Annotated in this window: 15 protein-coding genes; all 15 read left to right on the top strand. The window is 37.4% G+C overall.

The window, feature by feature from the left end; all coding sequences use genetic code 11:
- The first annotated feature begins 6 nt into the window (after positions 1–6).
- The 15 genes from Gferi_RS09755 (at position 7) to Gferi_RS09685 (ending at position 19884) form a co-directional block, all read left to right on the top strand.
- Positions 7–852 carry a sugar phosphate isomerase/epimerase family protein gene (locus Gferi_RS09755; RefSeq protein WP_083273477.1) on the top strand — a complete coding sequence of 282 codons (846 nt, stop codon included), beginning with the start codon at positions 7–9 and terminating at the stop codon, positions 850–852.
- A 38-nt stretch (positions 853–890) separates the two neighbouring features.
- Positions 891–2960 carry a hydantoinase/oxoprolinase family protein gene (locus tag Gferi_RS09750; RefSeq protein WP_069975947.1) on the top strand — a complete coding sequence of 690 codons (2070 nt, stop codon included), beginning with the start codon at positions 891–893 and terminating at the stop codon, positions 2958–2960.
- Positions 2953–4668 carry a hydantoinase B/oxoprolinase family protein gene (locus tag Gferi_RS09745; protein ID WP_069975946.1) on the top strand — a complete coding sequence of 572 codons (1716 nt, stop codon included), beginning with the start codon at positions 2953–2955 and terminating at the stop codon, positions 4666–4668. The genes Gferi_RS09750 and Gferi_RS09745 overlap by 8 nt, the downstream gene beginning before the upstream one ends.
- Positions 4669–4713: 45 nt before the next feature.
- Positions 4714–5685, top strand: coding sequence for an SIS domain-containing protein (locus Gferi_RS09740; protein WP_069975945.1), 972 nt, complete (start codon positions 4714–4716; stop codon positions 5683–5685).
- Between the two features lie 349 nt (positions 5686–6034).
- Positions 6035–7567: a sigma-54 interaction domain-containing protein gene (locus tag Gferi_RS09735; RefSeq protein ID WP_069975944.1), complete on the top strand. Its 1533-nt coding sequence runs from the start codon at positions 6035–6037 to the stop codon at positions 7565–7567.
- A gap of 418 nt (positions 7568–7985) precedes the next feature.
- Entirely contained in the window at positions 7986–8801 is an 816-nt protein-coding gene (locus Gferi_RS09730; RefSeq protein WP_069975942.1) for a BKACE family enzyme, read from the top strand.
- Between the two features lie 17 nt (positions 8802–8818).
- A complete protein-coding gene (locus tag Gferi_RS09725) occupies positions 8819–9766 on the top strand; it encodes a 3-hydroxyacyl-CoA dehydrogenase family protein (protein WP_069975940.1) in 948 nt (315 codons plus the stop codon).
- Between the two features lie 19 nt (positions 9767–9785).
- Positions 9786–11159, top strand: a complete 1374-nt coding sequence (locus tag Gferi_RS09720; RefSeq protein ID WP_069981370.1) for a short-chain fatty acid transporter — start codon at positions 9786–9788, stop codon at positions 11157–11159.
- A gap of 344 nt (positions 11160–11503) precedes the next feature.
- Positions 11504–13534: a sigma 54-interacting transcriptional regulator gene (locus Gferi_RS09715; RefSeq protein WP_069975938.1), complete on the top strand. Its 2031-nt coding sequence runs from the start codon at positions 11504–11506 to the stop codon at positions 13532–13534.
- 340 nt (positions 13535–13874) lie between these two features.
- On the top strand, positions 13875–14840 hold the full coding sequence (locus Gferi_RS09710) for a 2-hydroxyacid dehydrogenase (protein WP_069975936.1): 966 nt from the start codon (positions 13875–13877) through the stop codon (positions 14838–14840).
- Positions 14841–14852: 12 nt separating this feature from the next.
- Positions 14853–15554, top strand: coding sequence for an RraA family protein (locus Gferi_RS09705; RefSeq protein ID WP_069975934.1), 702 nt, complete (start codon positions 14853–14855; stop codon positions 15552–15554).
- Positions 15555–15615: 61 nt separating this feature from the next.
- Positions 15616–16632 (top strand): tripartite tricarboxylate transporter substrate binding protein, encoded by a 1017-nt coding sequence (locus Gferi_RS09700; protein WP_069975932.1) that lies wholly within the window; start codon positions 15616–15618, stop codon positions 16630–16632.
- A 27-nt stretch (positions 16633–16659) separates the two neighbouring features.
- Positions 16660–17127, top strand: a complete 468-nt coding sequence (locus tag Gferi_RS09695) for a tripartite tricarboxylate transporter TctB family protein (protein ID WP_069975930.1) — start codon at positions 16660–16662, stop codon at positions 17125–17127.
- Between the two features lie 26 nt (positions 17128–17153).
- Positions 17154–18653, top strand: coding sequence for a tripartite tricarboxylate transporter permease (locus tag Gferi_RS09690; RefSeq protein WP_069975928.1), 1500 nt, complete (start codon positions 17154–17156; stop codon positions 18651–18653).
- A 100-nt stretch (positions 18654–18753) separates the two neighbouring features.
- Positions 18754–19884, top strand: a complete 1131-nt coding sequence (locus Gferi_RS09685; RefSeq protein ID WP_069975926.1) for a metallo-dependent hydrolase — start codon at positions 18754–18756, stop codon at positions 19882–19884.
- Positions 19885–19995: the final 111 nt, after the last annotated feature.

Here is a 19995-nt window from a genome sequence, read left to right as displayed (position 1 = left end):
GTTATAGTGGCTCAAATAGAGAAGTCGCGCTTGGCTATAGGTAATTACCATTACGTTAGAATGAGCTTTGAATATTTTCTGGATTCAGCTGTAAATCTGAATATGAAAAATATTGAGCTATGGGCAGCAGCACCGCATTTTGATTTAGATACTTTAGATGAGAAGATATTAGCATCAAAGAAGAAAGCAATCGAGAGCAGAGGATTAAAGGTTGTCTGCATTACACCAGAACAGTGCTCTTATCCAGTAAACATCGCAGCAGAAGAAACAGCGCTCAGGGAAAAAAGTATTAAATATTTTAAAACTGCCATTGATGCCGCAAGAGAGCTTGATTCTCCATATGTTTTGGTAACTGCAGGTTGTGGATATTTTGACTCGGATGTAGAAGAGGCATGGCAAAGATCTGTTGCCTCAATGAAGGAATTAGTCAAATATGCTGAAAAAAGGGGTGTAATTTTAGCATATGAGCCATTATCTGTATTTTCTTCAAATATTGTGAATGATGTACATCATTTAAAAAAAATGCTGGACACGATACCATCAGATAACTTAAAGGGGATGCTGGATATGGGGCAAGCGGCACTTGCCAGGGAAGAGATCAATGATTATCCACGTATATTGGGTGATAAGCTTGTACATGTCCATTTACTGGATGCCACACCTATGGGCCACCTGGCTTTAGGTGAGGGGAATTTACCTATAGGAGAATATATCGATGCGTTAGAAGAAAATGAATATAAAGGCTTTTATACTTTTGAGTTTACGGCCCTGCAGTATAGGCATAAGCCTGAAGAGGCTGATAGAAAAAGTCTTGAATGGCTTAAGAAAAACAATAAGCTGAAAGAAGTGTAAAACATTAAAATATGACGCAATAAAGAAGGGTGATAGATATGAGCTATATGATAGGCGTTGACGTAGGAGGTACTTTTACGGATTTTTCAATATTTGATACAAAACAGGGTAAACTGTCTCATTACAAGCAAAGCTCAACTCCAGAGGATCCGTCTAAAGCGATCGTGAGCGGAATTCTACATGTTTTGACGGAGCATTGCATAAAGCCGGAAGAGGTTAGCTATCTTGCACACGGGACAACAGTAGCAACAAATGCCCTCATAGAAAAAAAAGGGGCAAAGACTGGATTAATAACCACAAAAGGATTCAAGGATTTGATGGAGATTGGATGGCAGAAACGACCTTCACTTTATGATTTGCTCAAAGAGAAGCCTGAAAGTCTTATTCCTCCTGGATTGAAATGCGAAGTTGAAGAAAGAATCCTGTATGATGGTACAATAGACACTGCACTGGATGAGGATGGCGTTAGAGAGGCAGCAAGATACTTGAAGGAACATGAAGTCAAGGCCATTGCGGTATGTACACTGTTCTCATTTATCAATCCTGTACATGAGCTTAGAATAAAGGAGATCATTAAAGAAGAGTATCCAGATGTTTACATTACAACCTCTTCGGAGCTCGTTCCAGAATTCAGGGAGTATTCAAGAATGAGTACAACTGTACTGAATGTATACTTAGGACCTGTAATGGAGAAGTATGTAAACCGATTTGAAAAATCAATCATGGATGCAGGTATAACAGTGGAACCCTACGTAACACAGTCCAATGGGTCCGTCATATCTATAGCAGAAACGGTGGATTGCCCAATAAAAACTGCAGTATCGGGGCCAAGCGCCGGAGTAATCGGTGCAAGCTACATAGCCAATCAATGCAAGATCGACAAGATTATAACCTTTGACATGGGAGGCACAAGTATCGATGTTAGCTTGATAGAAAACGGAAAAACGCAGCTTTCAAATGAAAGGCTAATAGAAGGATATCCAGCACGGATACCTATGATCGATATCGTGACCGTTGGCGCCGGTGGAGGTTCTATAGGCAGGATCGATGAGGGTGGAGCTTTGAAGGTAGGACCACAAAGTGCGGGGGCTACGCCAGGGCCAGCGTGCTATATGAGGGGCGGGGTGATTCCTACTGTAACCGATGCAAATATCGTTTTGGGAAAACTAAATCAAAAAAGGATTTTAGGTGGAAGAATGAAAGTTGATTTGCAGCTTGCTCAAAAAGCACTGACAGAACATATATGCAGCAAATCAACCCTTACTTTAAAGGAAGCTGCAGCTGGAGTGATTTCGGTAGTAAATTCTAATATGATACGAGCCATAAGAATGGTATCTGTTGAGCGGGGTTATGATCCTAGGGAATTTACCCTAATGGCTTTTGGTGGGGCAGGACCTTTACATGCATGTGAAGTAGCTCAAGAAATGGGAATCCATCATGTATTGATACCACCTTCGCCTGGAACGCTTTGTTCTTTAGGACTGCTTATGGCAGATACTAAGTTTGACATCAGCAGGTCGAATGTGATGATAGCAGATAAAAATAATATTGAAGCAGTGCAGAAGATATTCAGCCAGATGATAGAAGAAGGAAATGCCATGTTAGACAGGGAGCAAGTAGATGCAAGTGATAGAAGCTTCCATTGTGCGATTGAGTGTAGATACGAGAGACAAAACTATGAAATACCGATTGAGGTTGACGCGATCATGACAGAAGAAGTAATGAAGGAAATGATAGAGAAATTCCATAAGGAGCATTTTAAATCCTACGGATATTTTAACGAAAATATGAGAATCCAGATGGTTAACTACAGGGTCAGTGCAGTAGGAACCATAGAAAAGCCTGATCTAAGCGAAAAGGCTATCAATCCTGATGCCAAGGTGCCAAATGTCTTAGAGGTCAGAGATGTATTGTTTGAAGGTCAAAAAAACTATCTTCCAACCAATGTTTATCAAAGGAACGATATAGAGCCGGGTTGTACCATCGAAGGACCTGCAATCATAGAGCAGATGGATTCGACGACAATCATACCACCAAGATGGCTTGCATATACCGATGGATTCAATAATATCAGAGCATCCTTTCAGGGGGTGAAAAAGTATGAATAGAAAAGTAGATGCAGTAACAGTAGAGATTGTGGGCAATCTATTACTTTCTATAGCTGAAGAGATGGGAATCGCCATAATCAAGAGTGCTTACTCAACAAATATAAAAGAGCGTAGGGATATATCTACAGCGGTCTTTGATCCTGAGGGAAATATGGTTGCCCAGGCAGAGCACGTACCCATGCATTTAGGATCACTGCTGAGTATCATCAAAGAGGTATATAAAAAATATCCTATAGAAGAAATCAAAGCAGGAGATATGTTTATAGGCAATGACCCCTATAACGGAGGCGGAACACATCTTCCGGATATTACAATCGTTGCACCTGTATTCGAGAAACAAAAACTTGTGGGATGGGTTGCGAACCTTGCACATCACAGTGATGTTGGAGGAAAAGTACCTGGTTCAACCTCCGGTGATGCTGTAAGCATATATCAGGAGGGCATCAAAATACCAATTTCTAGAGTCTGTCAAAATGATCGTGTGAATGAGGAAGTCCTTGATTTTATTATGGCAAATAGTCGTATACCTAAAGAAAGATATGGAGACCTAAATGCGCAGATAGCTGCCAATAGAGTAGGGATGAGAAGACTCTTGGAAGCATATGAAGTATATGGTGATTTACTCATAGACAGTATGTATGAACTGCAGGATTATGCTGAGAGAAGATTAAGAGCAGGAATCGCAAAGCTTAGTGATGGTGATTATGAGTTTGCAGATTATATGGATGATGCAGGGGCAGCAAGTCCCGATCCAATCAAGATCTGTGTAAAAATAAGCATAAGAGGAGACGCTATGGACTTGGATTTTGCCGGAACCCATGAACAGGTTGAGGGCCCTATAAATGTAACCTATAACGGTCTTCTTGCTACAGTATTTTATGCTTTAAAATCATTGATTGATCCGGGAATACCCTCAAATGCAGGTATATACAGGGCTTTCAATATAATTGTAAAACCTGGTCTTATCATAAATGCTCAAAATCCTGCTCCAGTGGGTGCGAGAATTGATACCTGCATGCGTGTTGCAGATGTAATATTCGGCGCAATGGCACCGGCAGTTCCGGATAGGGCAATCGCAGGATGCAACAGCTCCTGTACAACTGCTGTATTCAGCGGAACAAACCCTAATGAAAAAGACCATTTCTATATATACCTTGAGACCATAGCGGGAGGGGCAGGAGCTACAAAACAAGGAGATGGACTTAACGGGGTTCAAGTACATATGACAAATACCTCAAATCTCCCTATAGAGGCTTTGGAGATGGAGTTTCCTCTTGTACTTGTAAGACAGTATTCACTGATCCCCGATAGTGGTGGAGCCGGAGAATATAGGGGAGGACAGGGGATTTGCAGAGAATTTGAAGCAAGATTCGATAATATTAATTTTACAGGCTTAGGAGACCGGCAGCTATTTGCGCCTTGGGGACTTAATGGTGGGGAGAATGGCAGTGGGGGAGCCTATTATCTTAAAAGAACCGACGGCACCACTGAAAGATTACCGTCAAAGTGCTCAGAGATCGTCATCAATGCAGGAGATAGGATAACTATAAAAACGCCTGGTGCTGGAGGATATGGTGAGGCTAAGAACAGAAAGCCGGAAGCCATCCTTACAGATGTTATAGAGAATAAGGTTTCTATTGAGAGAGCTTTCCAACTTTACGGACTGAAGATAGAAAAGATCGGTAATGAATATAGAATTGCAGAATAACTGATATTTAGATAATAATTGAAAAGGGAGAATTGGAGGCCAACTATGGAAGTAAAACAGATTATAAGCGAAGTAAAGGCAAAGCTTGATAATATAGGGGGGTTAAAACATGTTTATTTTGTGGCATGCGGAGGGTCGCAAGCCGCTATATTTGGAGGGTATTATCTTTTAAATAAAGAAGCTAAGACTTTTGGCGTATCAATATTCAACAGTAATGAGTTTGTACATGCTACACCAGCAATGCTTGACGAAAATTGCATTTGTGTTATATGCTCCCTGAAGGCAACTCCTGAAACTGTTGAAGCAGTAAAAACGGCAAACAAAAGAGGTGCTGTTACAATAGCAATGACAGGATTTCCAACTACAGATATGGCAAAAAACGGACAATATGTAGTGGTATACTCAAACGGGGAAAATCAGATTTATAGCCAAGGCAATCAGTCAAATGCTTTAAGGCTTGGGTTTGAATTGCTCAAACAATACGAAGACTATGACAAGTATGATGCCGCTATGGATGCATTCACTAAAGTAGACCAAATCATTGCGAAAGCAAAGAAATATATCGATAAAATTTCCATTAAATTTGCAGAGGAATACAAAGATGATGAGATATTTTATGTAATGGCTAGTGGTCCAGCTTATAGCACTGCCTATACGATGAGCTACTGCCATTTCATGGAGATGCAGTGGAAACATGCTGTACCCATGCATACAGGAGAGTATTTTCATGGACCTTTTGAAACTACAGATAAAAATCTTCCTGTAATATTACTGATGAGCGAAGGAAGCACAAGGCCTTTGGACGAAAGGGCACTGAAATTCCTTAATAGATATGCTGCAAGAGTTACGGTGATAGATGCAAAAGAATTAGGAATCAACATCATTGATGACAGTGTGGCGGAGTTCTTCAATTCTGTGATTATGATTCCTATCGAGCGCAGCATGGTTGCAAAAATGGCAGAGCTCAGAAACCACTCAATGGATCAGCGAAGATATATGTGGAAGGTTGAATATTAAAAATAATAAGGGACAAAAGACCAGAGAAGTTTTTCTTCTCTGGTCTTTTGAACTTTGAATATATAAATGCTGAGAGTAAACCCGTGTCTCAATACGATGAAAAGAGAGATACGGGTTTGTTTTGCCAAGTGCTATGCGTGTTTAAAGATGAAAAGTGAAAAAGAGTTAAAAAATTTTATTTGTATTTTGACGTTAATGAGTTAAATCATGATATTAAATATTTCGAAAAAATGGAATTAAGGGGGATGCAAAGAAAGTAATAGAGATATTAAAGGAAAATGAGAGAGAATGAAGAATACAATTATCATTTAGTATTTTGTTGAAACCAATTGTTAGTGTGGTGATTACTATGAGTGATGAGGTTAAAGTTAAAACGATGATGGATTTGATCACTGAGATCATGGAAATTATAAGAGCTATAGAGGCTCCGATAAGTTATAAAGATATTCTAGAAGAAAAATATAGTTTGATTTCTTTGAAATATAATGATTTTATTGAAAACTATCTTGATTTCAGAGAAATAGCTGACAATTTACATGATGGTATATATATTTCTAATGGAGATGGAAATACTGTCTTTGTCAACAAAGCATATGTTAGTTCAACAGGAATTCGTAAAGAAGAACTCATAGGAAGAAATGTTGGAGAGATTCTTAAGGAAGGCAAGCTGTATAAGGGTGCTGTGACCATGGAGGTAATAAAAAAGAGGGATGTGGTAAACTCCATTGGAACAATCTTAAAGACTAATAAAGAGGTTTTGGTAACAGGTAAGCCAATCTTTGATGAAAATGGGAATGTTAAGCTAGTAGTTATTAATAATCGGGATATAACAGAGTTAAATAATCTAGAGAAGAAAATTTCCAAGCTAAAAGAAGATGAAAGAAAGGCTATGGAGGAAATAAAATTTCTGCGCAGCAAACAGGTATCCAATAAAAAAACTATTTATACTAATAAACAGATGCAGTCGATTATGGAACTAGTAAATAGAGTGGCATCAACAGATGCTACGGTCTTAATTACTGGAGAATCGGGTACTGGAAAAGAAGTAATTGCTGATGAAATCTATTATCAAAGCAAGAGAAAAGATAAACCTTTTATTAAAGTGAATTGTTCAGCTATTCCCCAAGAATTGTTTGAATCAGAGCTCTTCGGCTATGAAGGAGGTGCCTTTACGGATGCAAAGAAAGCTGGTAAGCCTGGATTATTTGAATTGGCTGAAGAAGGGACAATACTCCTGGATGAGATAGGTGATATGCCCCTTAAGTTACAGAGTAAGCTGCTTCGTGTTCTACAGCAAAAAGAATTCATCCGTGTAGGAGGAAATAAAGCAATAAAGATGAATGTTCGAATTATTGCTTCTACAAATAAAGATCTTAAGCATGAGGTGAAAGAAAAACGATTTAGAGAAGACTTGTTTTATAGATTAAATGTTGTTCCTATCTATATGATGCCGTTAAGAGAAAGGAAGGAAGACATAGAAACTTTAACCAATGAATTTCTAAATCACAATAATAAAAAATATGGTAAACAAGTTGAGCTTACACATGCTTCCTTGAAAATGCTACAGGCTTATGAATGGCCTGGGAATATACGGGAACTTGAAAATTTGATTGAAAGAATGGTAATCATAAGCCAGGACAATACTATTAAAGAAAAGGATTTATCCTTAATCCTTGGCATTGAAAAAACAAACGCCTATGCAGAAGCATTTGAGGAAAATTTGAATATTAAAGAAGCAGTACAGAACTTGGAAAAAGATATTATAATAAAAGCCATAAAAAAATATGGATCCACAAGAAAAGCTGCGAAATATCTTGGGATAGACCAATCTACAATTGTAAAGAAATGCAAAAAAATAGGTTTAGTTATTAATGAAGTTTAATGAAGATCCGCAAGCGATGATTTTATTCATCACTTGCGGATTTTAATTAGGCCAATAGATAATAGGGATATTCATAGATATATGAGAGGAGTCATTTAGTTAGAAATATAACAATGCGCAGAATCGATGAAAAAAATCATCATTAAAACTATTTCCAAAGAATAACGTTTTCTATATAATCATTGAATCAGAAAACAATATGATTATATAGAATGCAATACATATCCCTGCTATTGATGAAAAATTTCATCAATAGCAGGGATATGTATTGTGGATATTTCTATTTATTAAGATATATTGTCTCTGATATGACTGATATTTCTTTCTTTAAAGGTTTTCTAAAACACTCTCGGATAAATGGCATGATGTTTGCTTTATATAGAGATGCGTATTAAAAAAACTAAAAGGAGGACAAAAAATGAATAAAACAATTATCACAGTTGCCACAACTGGGGCATGGCCATCAAAACAAGATAATCCAAATGTACCTTTAACACCACAGGAAATTGCAAATGATGTTTATGAGTGTTGGAAAGCGGGTGCGGCAATAGCCCACTTACACATGCGGGATGATAACGGCAAAGGCACCATGAGCAAAGAAAAGTTCGAGGAAACAGTTGCTTTAATAAAGGAAAAGTGTGACATCATCTTGAACTTAACAACATCGGGCGACCTAAACGCAACGGACGAAACGAGACAAGCGCACTTAAAATCTGTAAAACCAGAATTAGCTTCTTACGATTGCGGTTCTATGAACTGGATGCACAACAGCCTGTTTATTAATCATCCCAAATTTCTGGAAGAGCTTGGCCATACAATGCAGGAGTATGGTGTTAAGCCGGAGATAGAGATTTTTGATGCAGGAATGATTTATAACTCCTTTTATTACCAGAAAAAAGGTGTGCTAAAAGCACCCCTGCACTATCAATTCGTATTGGGCGCTGCTGGAGGTATGACAGCAACTATTGAAAACTTAGTATTTCTTAAAAACCTTATTCCAGAAGGCTCTACTTGGTCAGCCCTTGGAATCGGTAAAGGCCATATTCCAATCATGCTGGCAGCTATAGCTATGGGTGGGCATGTAAGAGTTGGCATGGAAGACAATGTTTATTTTGGACCTGGAGAACTGGCAAAGTCGAATGCACAGTTTGTTGAAAGAGCTGCAAATATTATCAGGGCATCATCGAAAGAGGTTGCAGCAGTAGAAGATGCAAGAAATATATTAGGTTTATAAGGAAAGAGGGTAGTAGAATGATCAAGAAAATAGCTGTATTAGGGGCAGGAACCATGGGACATGGCATTGCAGAAACCTTTGCGATGTATGGTTATTCTGTAAACCTTTTCGAAATCAATGATAACATAAGAACAACAGTTAAGAGCACAATCAGAACTGAGCTTCAATTCCTGGAAGAGAATGACTTCATCACTGAAGAGGCAATAGAAAGAGCCCTGGAAAATATCCAATTGTATTCAGAACTTCGGCCTTGTGTAGAAGATGTTGATTATGTAATCGAAGCAACTCCGGAGAATATTCAATTAAAACAAAATTTATTTAAAGAGCTAGATCAATACTGTAAAGCTGATACGATACTTGCCAGCAATACTTCCAGTTTGGCATTAGAAGACATTATGATGCTAATTGGCGAAGAACGAAAAAAAAGGACTATGGTATGTCATTGGTATAATCCTGCACATTTAATACCGATTGCAGAATTATCATTTTTCGGGAATACCACTGAAACTGTCTATAATGAAGTGGAAAACCTTTACAAAAAAATTGGGAAGCAAACGGTGAAGGTTTTGAAGGATGTACCAGGGTTGGTAGCAAATCGTATTCAACAAGGTGTAGCAAGAGAAGTATTCTCATTAATTGAAATGGGTGTTGCTGCGCCAGCTGATATCGATAAAGCACTTAAATTTGGTCCTGCATTTAGATATGCCACTACCGGACAATTAGAGGTGGCAGATTTAGGAGGATTAGATATATGGTGTACGGTAGGAGATAATCTGCTAAGTGTGATGGATGATAGAAAAGAGGCAAATCCAATACTACGTCAAAAAGTATCAGAAAATAAGTTGGGGCTAAAGTCAGGAGAAGGATTTTTTAGTTATCCAGCAGAAACGGTTGAAGAAATAAAGAAAAAATTCAATAAAAAATTAATCGTCCAGTTAAAAGCTTCGCAAAACTATATTGAATAAGGAAGGAGAGTAGATGAAAATGAGTAACAGCCTAGCCGATTCCAAAGAAAAAGGCTCATTATTTTGGAGGATTAGTAAAAAATTTCAATTTGCTGCCGATAAAATTATTCCTGATTCTTTTGTATTTTGTCTTGTCCTTACGTTAATTGTTTTTGCTTTGGGTATGGTTTTTACGGGAAATGGCCCACTATCCATGGTTAAACATTGGTATAATGGCTTTTGGACGCAAATGACCTTTGCTTTCCAAATGGCGTTTATGGTAGTTACATGTGCAGCTGCTGCTAAGGCCAAACAAGTAAAAAAGATTTTAATTAAAATCGCCAGTATACCCAAAACACCAGTTGGAGCAATGATATTATTAATGGGTTTTGGTTATGTATCAAGCTTTATTAACTGGGCATTTTGTACTGTGGTTACACCTATATTGGCAATGCAGCTATCGAAGCAGGTGAAAGGTCTTCATTTTCCCATGATGGTTGCCGCCGGTTATTCCACAATGATTTTAGGCCAATGCCTTGGACCATCAGCCTCAGTATATGCCCTAGTTGCCACAGATGGACACTTCTTGGCTGATAAAATAGGGGTACTGAATCAAGCTGTAACTGTATATAATCCCATGAACGTTACGTTGTTTACTATATTAGCAGTATTTACAATAGTACTGAGTATATTGACCAGACCGCCTCAGCATGAAATTGTAGAATATAAAACGGCCTTAGATGGTGTTGAAGAAATTGAAGCAGAAGAAGTAGTTACCCTAGCCGATAGAATGAATGGAAGTAAAATCATGATGTATTTAATTGGCTTTGCCGGATTGGCAATTATTGTTACAACTTTCATGGAAAAAGGTTTTCTTGGAGCCCTTAATATTAACTTTGTAATCTTTTTATTCGTTATATTAAACACTTTCTTATATAATTCTCCTAGAAAGTTTGTTGAGGCCTATAAAGACAATATGAAATTAGCAACAGAAATCATGATGCAATTCCCATTCTATGGAGGAATCGCAGGGATGATGGTTGATTCGGGATTTGGAACTGTTGTAGTAAATGGAATCATGAACATAGCCTCGGGAGCGACAATGCCAGTTTGGGCATATATTTCTGCATCTGTAGTAAACTTGTTTATTCCGTCACAGGGTGGACAGTGGATTGTACAAGGTCCATTACTCGTTGATGCAGCCCAAAGCCTTGATGCTAATATTCCCCATGTCATCAATGCATTCGTTTATGGTGATGAGGCAACAAATTTATTACAACCACTTTATGTAATACCTGCCCTTTCGGTTGTAGGTATGAAATTAAAAGATGTATGGGGATTTATGGCATTTATCTGGGCTTTCTGGACAATTATAACTATGGTTGGACTGATAGTGATACCTTTACTTGTATAGATGAAAGTCTTTTACAGAAAAATTGAGTAAAGTTTAACCTGTGCAGAAACAATAAAAAATATTATAGCGTTGCGAAGATAGCCTCGTATCTCCTAGTTGGCTTAAAGAGATACGGGGCCATTTTAACTTTTAAATAGAATTTACTCTTTCACTTTGCTTTTTAAATAGAAGTCGCTTGTGAGAGGAACGTTTGTTCTAATAAAATGTATGATTTTATTGTCAGGATGGACAAAATCCTATAGGATAGATAAGAGAGCAATGAATAGAAAGGAGTCTATCCATGGATTTAAGTTAAAAATATGTCTGTAGATTTACTTCATTGATGTTTAACGGAGGTGAAAACATTGAATAATGAAATAATACTTATTTCTACAACTTCTAATCTTACAGTGACAATTAAAGAGGTGCTTAAGAAGAGAAAGTTAGAATTTTCTGTTTACGAAGCTACTATGGAAGAGGCCTATAAAATATCAGAAGCGGCCATTGGATCAGGCACCAAAGTCGTAATATGCAGAGGTGGAACAGCCACCTATTTAAGAGATAAAGTTGGTGTTCCGGTTGTTGATATAAGACATGGTTTTATTGATATACATTTATCTGTTGAAAGTGCTAAAAAAATTTCAGATAAAATTGGGGTTATCGGTTTTAGAGATATTTGTGAAGCAGCAAGAGATTACAATCAAATAATGAAAACGGATATTCTTGTAACTGAGATCCAAAACCAAAATGAGATAAGAGAAAGATTAAAAGAGTATATTGATAATGGTATTAAGGTGGTTATAGGAGGATTCCAGCTGGCAAAAGCGGCAAAAAAATATAATATGCCTTGTGTAATGGGTCACGCTGACCCTGCTGCTATTAATCAAGCTCTAAACGAGGCTCTTCATGATTTGAAGATTGAGATAGAGAGAAAAGAAAAATATGAAACTATTAATTCTATATTAAACTGTACTTCGGAGGGAATTGTAGGGATTGAAAGAGATGGGCAAATTATTCATATCAATGAAATAGCAAAAAAGATTTTAAATTATAAAGAACAGCGAAATATAAAAGAGGTTCTGCCATCATCCTTACTTATAGATACAGCAAATACAGGAAGAGAGAATTTCAGTGAATTACTTAACGTTGGAGGCCAATCTATTGTAATAAACAGTGTCCCAATAAAAGTAGAAGACAAAACGATAGGGGCAGTTGCAACGATACAAGAAGAGAACAAGATTCAATCTATTGACAGGGAAATTCGTAAAAAACATTTAGGAAGCGGGCATGTTGCAAAAAAAACCTTCAATGATATTATTGGAAGATCAAGGGCTATAGACATAGTTAAAAAACGTGCTGCTAGATATGCAGAATCGGATAGTACAATATTAATAATTGGTGAGACGGGGACGGGAAAAGAAGTTTTTGCTCAAAGTATCCATAATTATAGTAACCGGAAAAGGCAGCCATTTGTTGCAATAAATTGTGCAGCCCTTCCGGAAAATATCTTGGAAAGTGAACTTTTTGGCTATGTAAAGGGAGCTTTTACAGGGGCAAGAAACGAAGGAAAAGCAGGTATCTTCGAGCTAGCCCATATGGGAACCGTGTTCCTAGATGAAATAAGTGAAGTTTCCACCGATGTACAAGTTAAGCTTCTAAGAGTAATTCAGGAAAAAGAAGTTTCTAGAATAGGCGATGATAAGGTTATTCCTATAGATGTCAGGATATTAGCCGCTAGTAATAAAAACTTAATGGAAGAGATTTATAAAGGCAATTTCAGAGAAGATTTATATTATAGGCTGGCTGTTTTAGAACTTGAATTGCCTCCATTAAGAGATAGAAAAGGAGATGTACAGGAACTAATATATTATTTCATTAAAGAAAAAGCTAAGGGAAATATGATCATAGCGCAAGACGCAATCCAAATGCTCTGTGATTATGATTGGCCGGGAAATGTAAGACAGCTTGCAAACATTATTGAAAGACTTACGGTTATCTGTGAAGGTGGAATCATTGACGGAGAAAAGACGGCAGAAGTACTGAAAAATATGACTTTTATCAAGCCGGATGCTAATAAGTCAAAAGAAAAACCAGCTTCCGAGACAGAAGCGAAACTTATAAATATCATTGAAATGCTCATAGGAGAGAGAAGAAATACGTCTGATATTCAAAAAACTTCTAAGGTTATAGAGAAGGAAGAAATATTTAATGATATAAGAAAAGAGGTTTTTCCAGAAATAAATCTCTTTGAACTCAATGCTTTTGCCCAGATAGAAGCTGAAATAATAAAAGAAGCCCTTGAAAAGACAGGCGGAAATAGAGAAAAAACTGCAGAATTATTAAGCATAAGTACAACAACGTTGTGGCGCAAAATGAAAAAGTTTAATCTATTATAGGATTAACAAGTGTGGTATCTTATCTCTGTCATTCTGACAGGGGTTTTTATTTTTTAATCAAAAATGGAATAGAAAAGTTTTTATAGTACATTATCTTCATTAACATGCAAATGCCAACGTTTTATTGGCTCAAAGGTATTTTGCATTTCAAAGGCTTTATGATTAATTTCAAAAACGAAATGAACGCATTTCAAAAACGAAATAAAAAATGAGAAATTGATAAATTATTCACTATATTTAGACGGAAAGCCTAAAAATACAGGAAAACCCTTTCTTTATACTTTTGGCATGACTATTGCTAATATATAGAATTGCAATAATATTTAGAGAGGTGATATGGATGAAAGTCGCTTTAGTTGGGATATTTCCTTCGGGGGCAAAAGAAATGTTTATGGAGTTGCTCCCAGCGGAGAAATTTCAGATTGAGATAGTAGATACTCAGGAAAAGTATGATAATCTAACGGATGCTGAGGTTATTATCTTAAGAATTTTTAAGATCAATAAAGAGGTGATTGAACGAAATAAAAACTTAAAGTTCATCCAAAAGTGGGGAGCCGGCTTTGATACAATCGACATTGAAGCGGCAGGAAAGAGAAACATTTATGTTGCAAATGCACCTGGTGCAAATGCCTATGCAGTATCAGAGTTAGCAGTAATGCATATTCTAGCAGTTTATAGAAATCTAATCCTGCAGCATGAGGCAATGAAAAAGGGTGAATGGACAAAAAATAGCTATACGGATAGATCCTATGGAATTTTAGGCAAAACGGTGGGTCTTATCGGTTGTGGAAGTATTGGTAAAGGCGTAGCAAAAAAAGTTCAAGCCTTCGGCGCTACAGTACAATATTATGATGCTTTTAGAATGAACGAACTAGAAGAAAAAAGCTTAGATATGAAATACGTAGAATTGGATGAATTATTAAAGACTTCAGACATCATCAGCTTGCATCTACCCTTAACAGAGGCTACAAGAAATTTGATTAATAAGGAAAAAATTGAGTTAATGAAACCTACTGCAATCATTATCAATACTGCTAGAGGTGGGATTATTAACGAAGAGGATTTGATAGAGGCACTTAAAAACAATAGAATATTAGGTGCAGGTCTGGACTGTATATCAAATGAGCCTGTACAGCCGGGAGATCCCATCCTGGAAGCACCTAATGTAACCTTAACACCTCATATTGGAGGAACATCTGCCGATCTTCTGGTTCATATGGTGCCACTAATGGCAGAGAATATCATTAACTTCGAAAAGCAGCAAGAAATTAAATACGTTGTGAACAAAGAATACTTTACAGCATAGGAGGATATAAAAATGGCTATAGGAAACAGAGTGTTTTTAAAAAGAGAATTACCCAGCAAAGAAATAGTAGAGGGCTTTAAATCAATTCCAGCAGCGAATGTTTGTGATTGTATGAACAGGGTCTATGCATTAAACCCGGAAATTAAATTGATGTCCAGTCCTAAAGAGGATATTGTGGCAGGCGTGGCAGTTACTGTAAAAGTAAGACCAGGGGATAATCTGATGATTCATCAAGCACTGGAAATGGCAGGGGAAGGTGATATAATAATCGTATCCAACGAGGGGGACAGAAGCCGTGCATTGGTTGGAGAAATCATGGTAGCTTATGCACAGTATACGAAAAAGATATCAGGACTTGTTTTTGATGGTCCTATCAGAGATATCGACACCATATCAAAAATGGAAATACCTGTATATGCAACAGGATATACGCCGGGTGGCCCATTCAAAGAGGGTCCGGGGGAAGTGAATGTACCAATAGCGATCGGCGGTGTACCTGTGAATCCAGGAGATATTATATTGGGAGATAAGGATGGTTTGATTGTCATCCCTAAAAATGATGCCGCAGCGCTTTTGGAAGATGCCAAAGTTTTATCTGCCAGTGACAGTGCTAAGGTGAAAGCGGCTAAAAATGGGACATCCAATAAACAATGGGTGGCAGACACCCTTAAAAAGAAAAACTGCGAAATTATAGATAACTATTATAGACCTTAGCAAATTGAGTGCTTTATAAAAAGCGCTCCACATAACTTAAAATATGAAAGGATGTTGTCAAATGAAAAAGATTTCAAAAATGGCTATTCTTGTATGGGCAATCGTTTTCGGATTAACTGCCTTGGTAGGGTGTACAAGTAAAACTCCAGAACCTAGTAAAGCTAATTCGTCTGGCCAAACTGCTCAAGGGGAAATCGAATGGCCGCAAAAGACAATCCAAGTGACTGTTCCTTACAACGCCGGTGGCGATACAGACATCTATGCAAGAATTGCAGCAAAATATCTCGAAAAAGAATTAGGACAAACAATCGTTATTATCAATACAGCAGGAGCTAGCGGTATGACTGCTGCAAGAAAGATTATGGGGGATAAGCCCGATGGATATAATGTGCTTTTCAAACATACAGCAGGTCTAATTACGGAAGCAACAGGCTTGGCGGATTTTTCATATACTGAAGACTTTGCTATTGGAGGAACAATCGTTGAAGATAGTACCTATACAGTAGTTGTTCGCAAAGACTCGGGCTTTAAAACATTACAAGATATGATCGATTATGCAAAGGCAAACCCAGGAAAATTAACCTACTCTACTGTACATGGTTCCGTAACCCACTATGTATCCGTACAGCTTGAAGAAGCAGCAGGGATTGATATCAAAGAGCTTGATGTTGGCTCTTCAAATTCAGATAGAATCGCTGCATTCCTTGGAAAACAGGTGGACGTTTTGACGGTTAACTATTCCACGATTAAGGATTATATCGAGTCCGGTGACTTTATTGTTATGGGTATTTTATCAGAGGAAAGAGTTCCTACGCTTCCAAACATTCCAACATTTATTGAGCAGGGCTATGATGTTACGGCGATTAAAACATACTCTTACTCTTTCCCTAAGGGTACAGACCCAGCGGTTATAGAAAAATTTGATGCTGCTTTAGCAAAAATTTCTCAAAATGCAGAATTTCAGAAAGAAATAGAATCCTTCTTTGGTGTAGCAAAGTATATGAACCCTACAGAAACATATAATTCAGAAAAAGAAATGATTCAACAGATCAAAACAGTAATGGAAGGCGCACTTTAGAAAGTTATATGTTGGGAGGAAAAAAAAGTGAGTGAAAAGCAAAAAGACATAGTATCCTCTATGATTTTTCTCATCCTCGGTGTTTCTGTATATCTATATAGTGGGACAATCAAAACTATTATTAAAGCAGATGTAGGTCCTGCCTTTGCACCGAAAATTGTAACCATGGGAATCATCATTTTGGCCGTAATAAAACTAGGGCTTTCTATCAAAAAGAATACTCCCGAATACACAAAAAAAACTACAAAGAATGAAAATACCCTAAACGGGCTACTTACAATAGTAGCCCTGGGGTTATATGTAGCTCTGTTTGATGTATTGGGGTTTGTTATTTCTTCTGCATTATATTTGTTTTTCCAGATGTGCTTGTTAATGAGTGCTGAAAAAAGGAATTATATTAAAATAGGTATCATTTCGATCGTAGTGCCTGTCTGTATTTATTTCCTTTTTGTAAAGGCATTTAATCTAATGCTTCCTACTGGCTTGTTAGGATAAATAGATAAAGAAAGGAAGGTGTTCAAATGATTTTGGAAGGTATTTTAGCGGTACTATTGTCGCCAGTATGTTTGCTGCTGATAACGCTCGGTGTAATTGTCGGAATCATTTTTGGTTCTATACCCGGTTTATCGGCTACAATGGCAGTTGTGTTATTTTTACCAATGTCCTTTGGAATGGAGCCTATTAATGGGATATCGCTTCTCATTGGATTGTATATCGGCGGGATTTCAGGTGGGCTTATCTCAGCGATCCTTCTTAAAATTCCCGGAACACCCTCATCCATAGCAACGGTTTTTGACGGCGGGCCTATGGCAGAGAAGGGTGAAGCGGGAAAAGCTTTAGGCGTAGGTATTTTATACTCCTTTATTGGAGGGATTATTAGTGTAATTGCCCTAATTTTTATATCCCCATCCTTGGCAGACTTTGCCCTTAAATTTACTCCTGTTGAATATTTTTCCATCGCTATTTTTTCTCTTACAATTATTGCAAGTCTTTCCGGAGATTCCATGATTAATGGTTTGATAAGCGGGTTGTTCGGGATTCTTATGGCCATGATTGGTATTGCACCTATTGACGGATATATGAGATTTACCTTTGGTATCCATCAACTCACTTCAGGATTTGATATTTTGACAGTTTTAATCGGGCTCTTTGCTGTAAGTGATATCATAAGATTTTCTCATCAAAAGGCTGCAGGCCAGAAAGGCCAAGTCACAGAATATAAAATTAAGGGCTTTGGGGTGTCTTTTAAAGAATTTAAAGAACAATTTTGGAATATGATCAGATCGTCATTAATCGGCCTAGGCGTTGGAATTCTTCCAGGGGTAGGCGGTTCAACATCCAGTATACTCGCTTACAGTGCAACAAAAAATGCGTCTAAGTATCCTGAAAAATTTGGTACAGGTATTATTGATGGGATAATTGCCTCTGAAGCCTCAAACAATGCCACCACAGGAGGTGCTTTAATACCTTTACTCACACTAGGTATTCCCGGGAACACTGTAACGGCTATGCTGTTGGGAGGGCTTTTGATTCACGGAATTTCTCCTGGTCCATTGATTTTCAAAAACAATGGTGTAGTGATGTATGCCATATTTACAGCGCTAATTGTTGCGAATATCGCAATGCTTATTTTTGAATACGCAGGACTTAAATATTTTGTAAAACTTATGGATATACCCAAAAATATTTTATTTCCTATCATCATGGTTCTTTGTGCAGTAGGGGCATTTGGAGGAAACAGTAGGGTTTTTGACGTATGGAGTATATTCATCTTTGGCGTCGTAGGGTATCTATTTATTAAAGCAAATATTTCTTCAACGCCCTTTATTATTGGATTTATTCTAGGACCTATTGCTGAGGTAAATCTAAGAAGGGCACTCATGGCAAGCGATGGAAGTCTGCTTCCATTTTTAACAAGACCCATTTCTGCCCTCTTTTTAATAGGTGCTGTAGTTTCGGTTGCATTGGTATTTAAGAAGAAGCTTAAGGAAAAAGATAGGGCTGTACCAGATGCTGTATAGTAAACAATAATTTCTTGAATGAATAAAGAGAAGCAGCTAAAAGGCTGCTCTCTTTTCAATGAATCCAGTCTAAAATATTGTGTGAGGAGTGTTTCCTGTAATGGATATCATAATCAAGAATGGTCGGGTGATAGACCCCTGTAATAAAATTGACAAAGTTGCTGATATCGCAGTAAAAGATGGAAAAATAGCAGGGATTGGGAGCTTTGGCAATATGGAAGGTGAAAAGATTCTTGATGCAAAAGGCTGTATAGTAACACCAGGACTAATTGACTATCATGTACACATCTATCCACTAACAGAAATCGGTATTCCTGCTGAGGCAACTTGTTTTTCTTCGGGAATTACTACGGTAGTGGATGCAGGAAGCTGTGGATGTGCGAATTACGAATATTATAGAGGCTTTATTAACAGCAGCAAGCTAAGAATCAAATGCTATCTAAACGTTTGTTCTGCAGGGTTAGTGACCGGTAGTTACCATGAAAATGTAAATCCTGCATATTTTAATAGAAAAAAAATCAAAAGGCTTTTTGAGAAGTATAGAGGAGAACTAATCAGTTTAAAGGTGCGTCTCAGCAAAGATGTGGTTGGAGATCTAGGAATAGAGCCATTGAAGGAAACGATTAAGTTGGCAGAGGACATAGGTGTTAACGTGGTTGTTCATAGCACCGACGTTCCTGTTACAATGACAGAATTGGTGAACTGTTTGAGAAAAGGGGATGTCGTTACCCATGCATATCATAATATTGGACATTCGATTATTGATGAAAATGGAAAAGTATATGACGAAATAAAAGCGGCGAGGCAACGAGGCGTTATTTTTGACGTGGCAAATGCAAGATACCATTTTGCATTTAAGGTTGCTGATGCGGCAATTAAAGATGGTTTCCTACCTGATGTAATCAGTACTGATCTAACAGTGAAAAGCCTTTATAAAAAACCACAGATATTTAATATGATGTTCTTACTCTCAAAGTATTTGAATATAGGATTAAGCATAAATGAGATAATAGAAAGATGTACAAGCGCACCAGCGCGTATCATAGGTATGGAAGGGGAGATAGGCTGCCTTAGTCCAGGAAGTTGTGCAGACATAGCTATTCTAAAGATCATTGAAAAAGAGGAATTATTTGAGGATTGGGAAGGCGGTAGAATGATCGGTAAGCAGCTGTTGAGAAATATGCTTACTGTACGAGATGGTGAAATCGTCTATAGAGACATAGAATTTTAAAATAAAGAAATAAATGGTAAAGTGTTTTTGCTGTTTATTTTTTTATTTAGATAAAAGGAAATTTTTGGATTCTCCTTAGTTATTTCAAAGAAAACAGTTGATTTTGGAACG

It is taken from the genome of Geosporobacter ferrireducens (genome assembly GCF_001750685.1).
GTDB classification, from domain to species: Bacteria; Bacillota; Clostridia; order Peptostreptococcales; family Thermotaleaceae; genus Geosporobacter; species Geosporobacter ferrireducens.
This window is presented reverse-complemented; position numbering and strand designations above follow the sequence as displayed.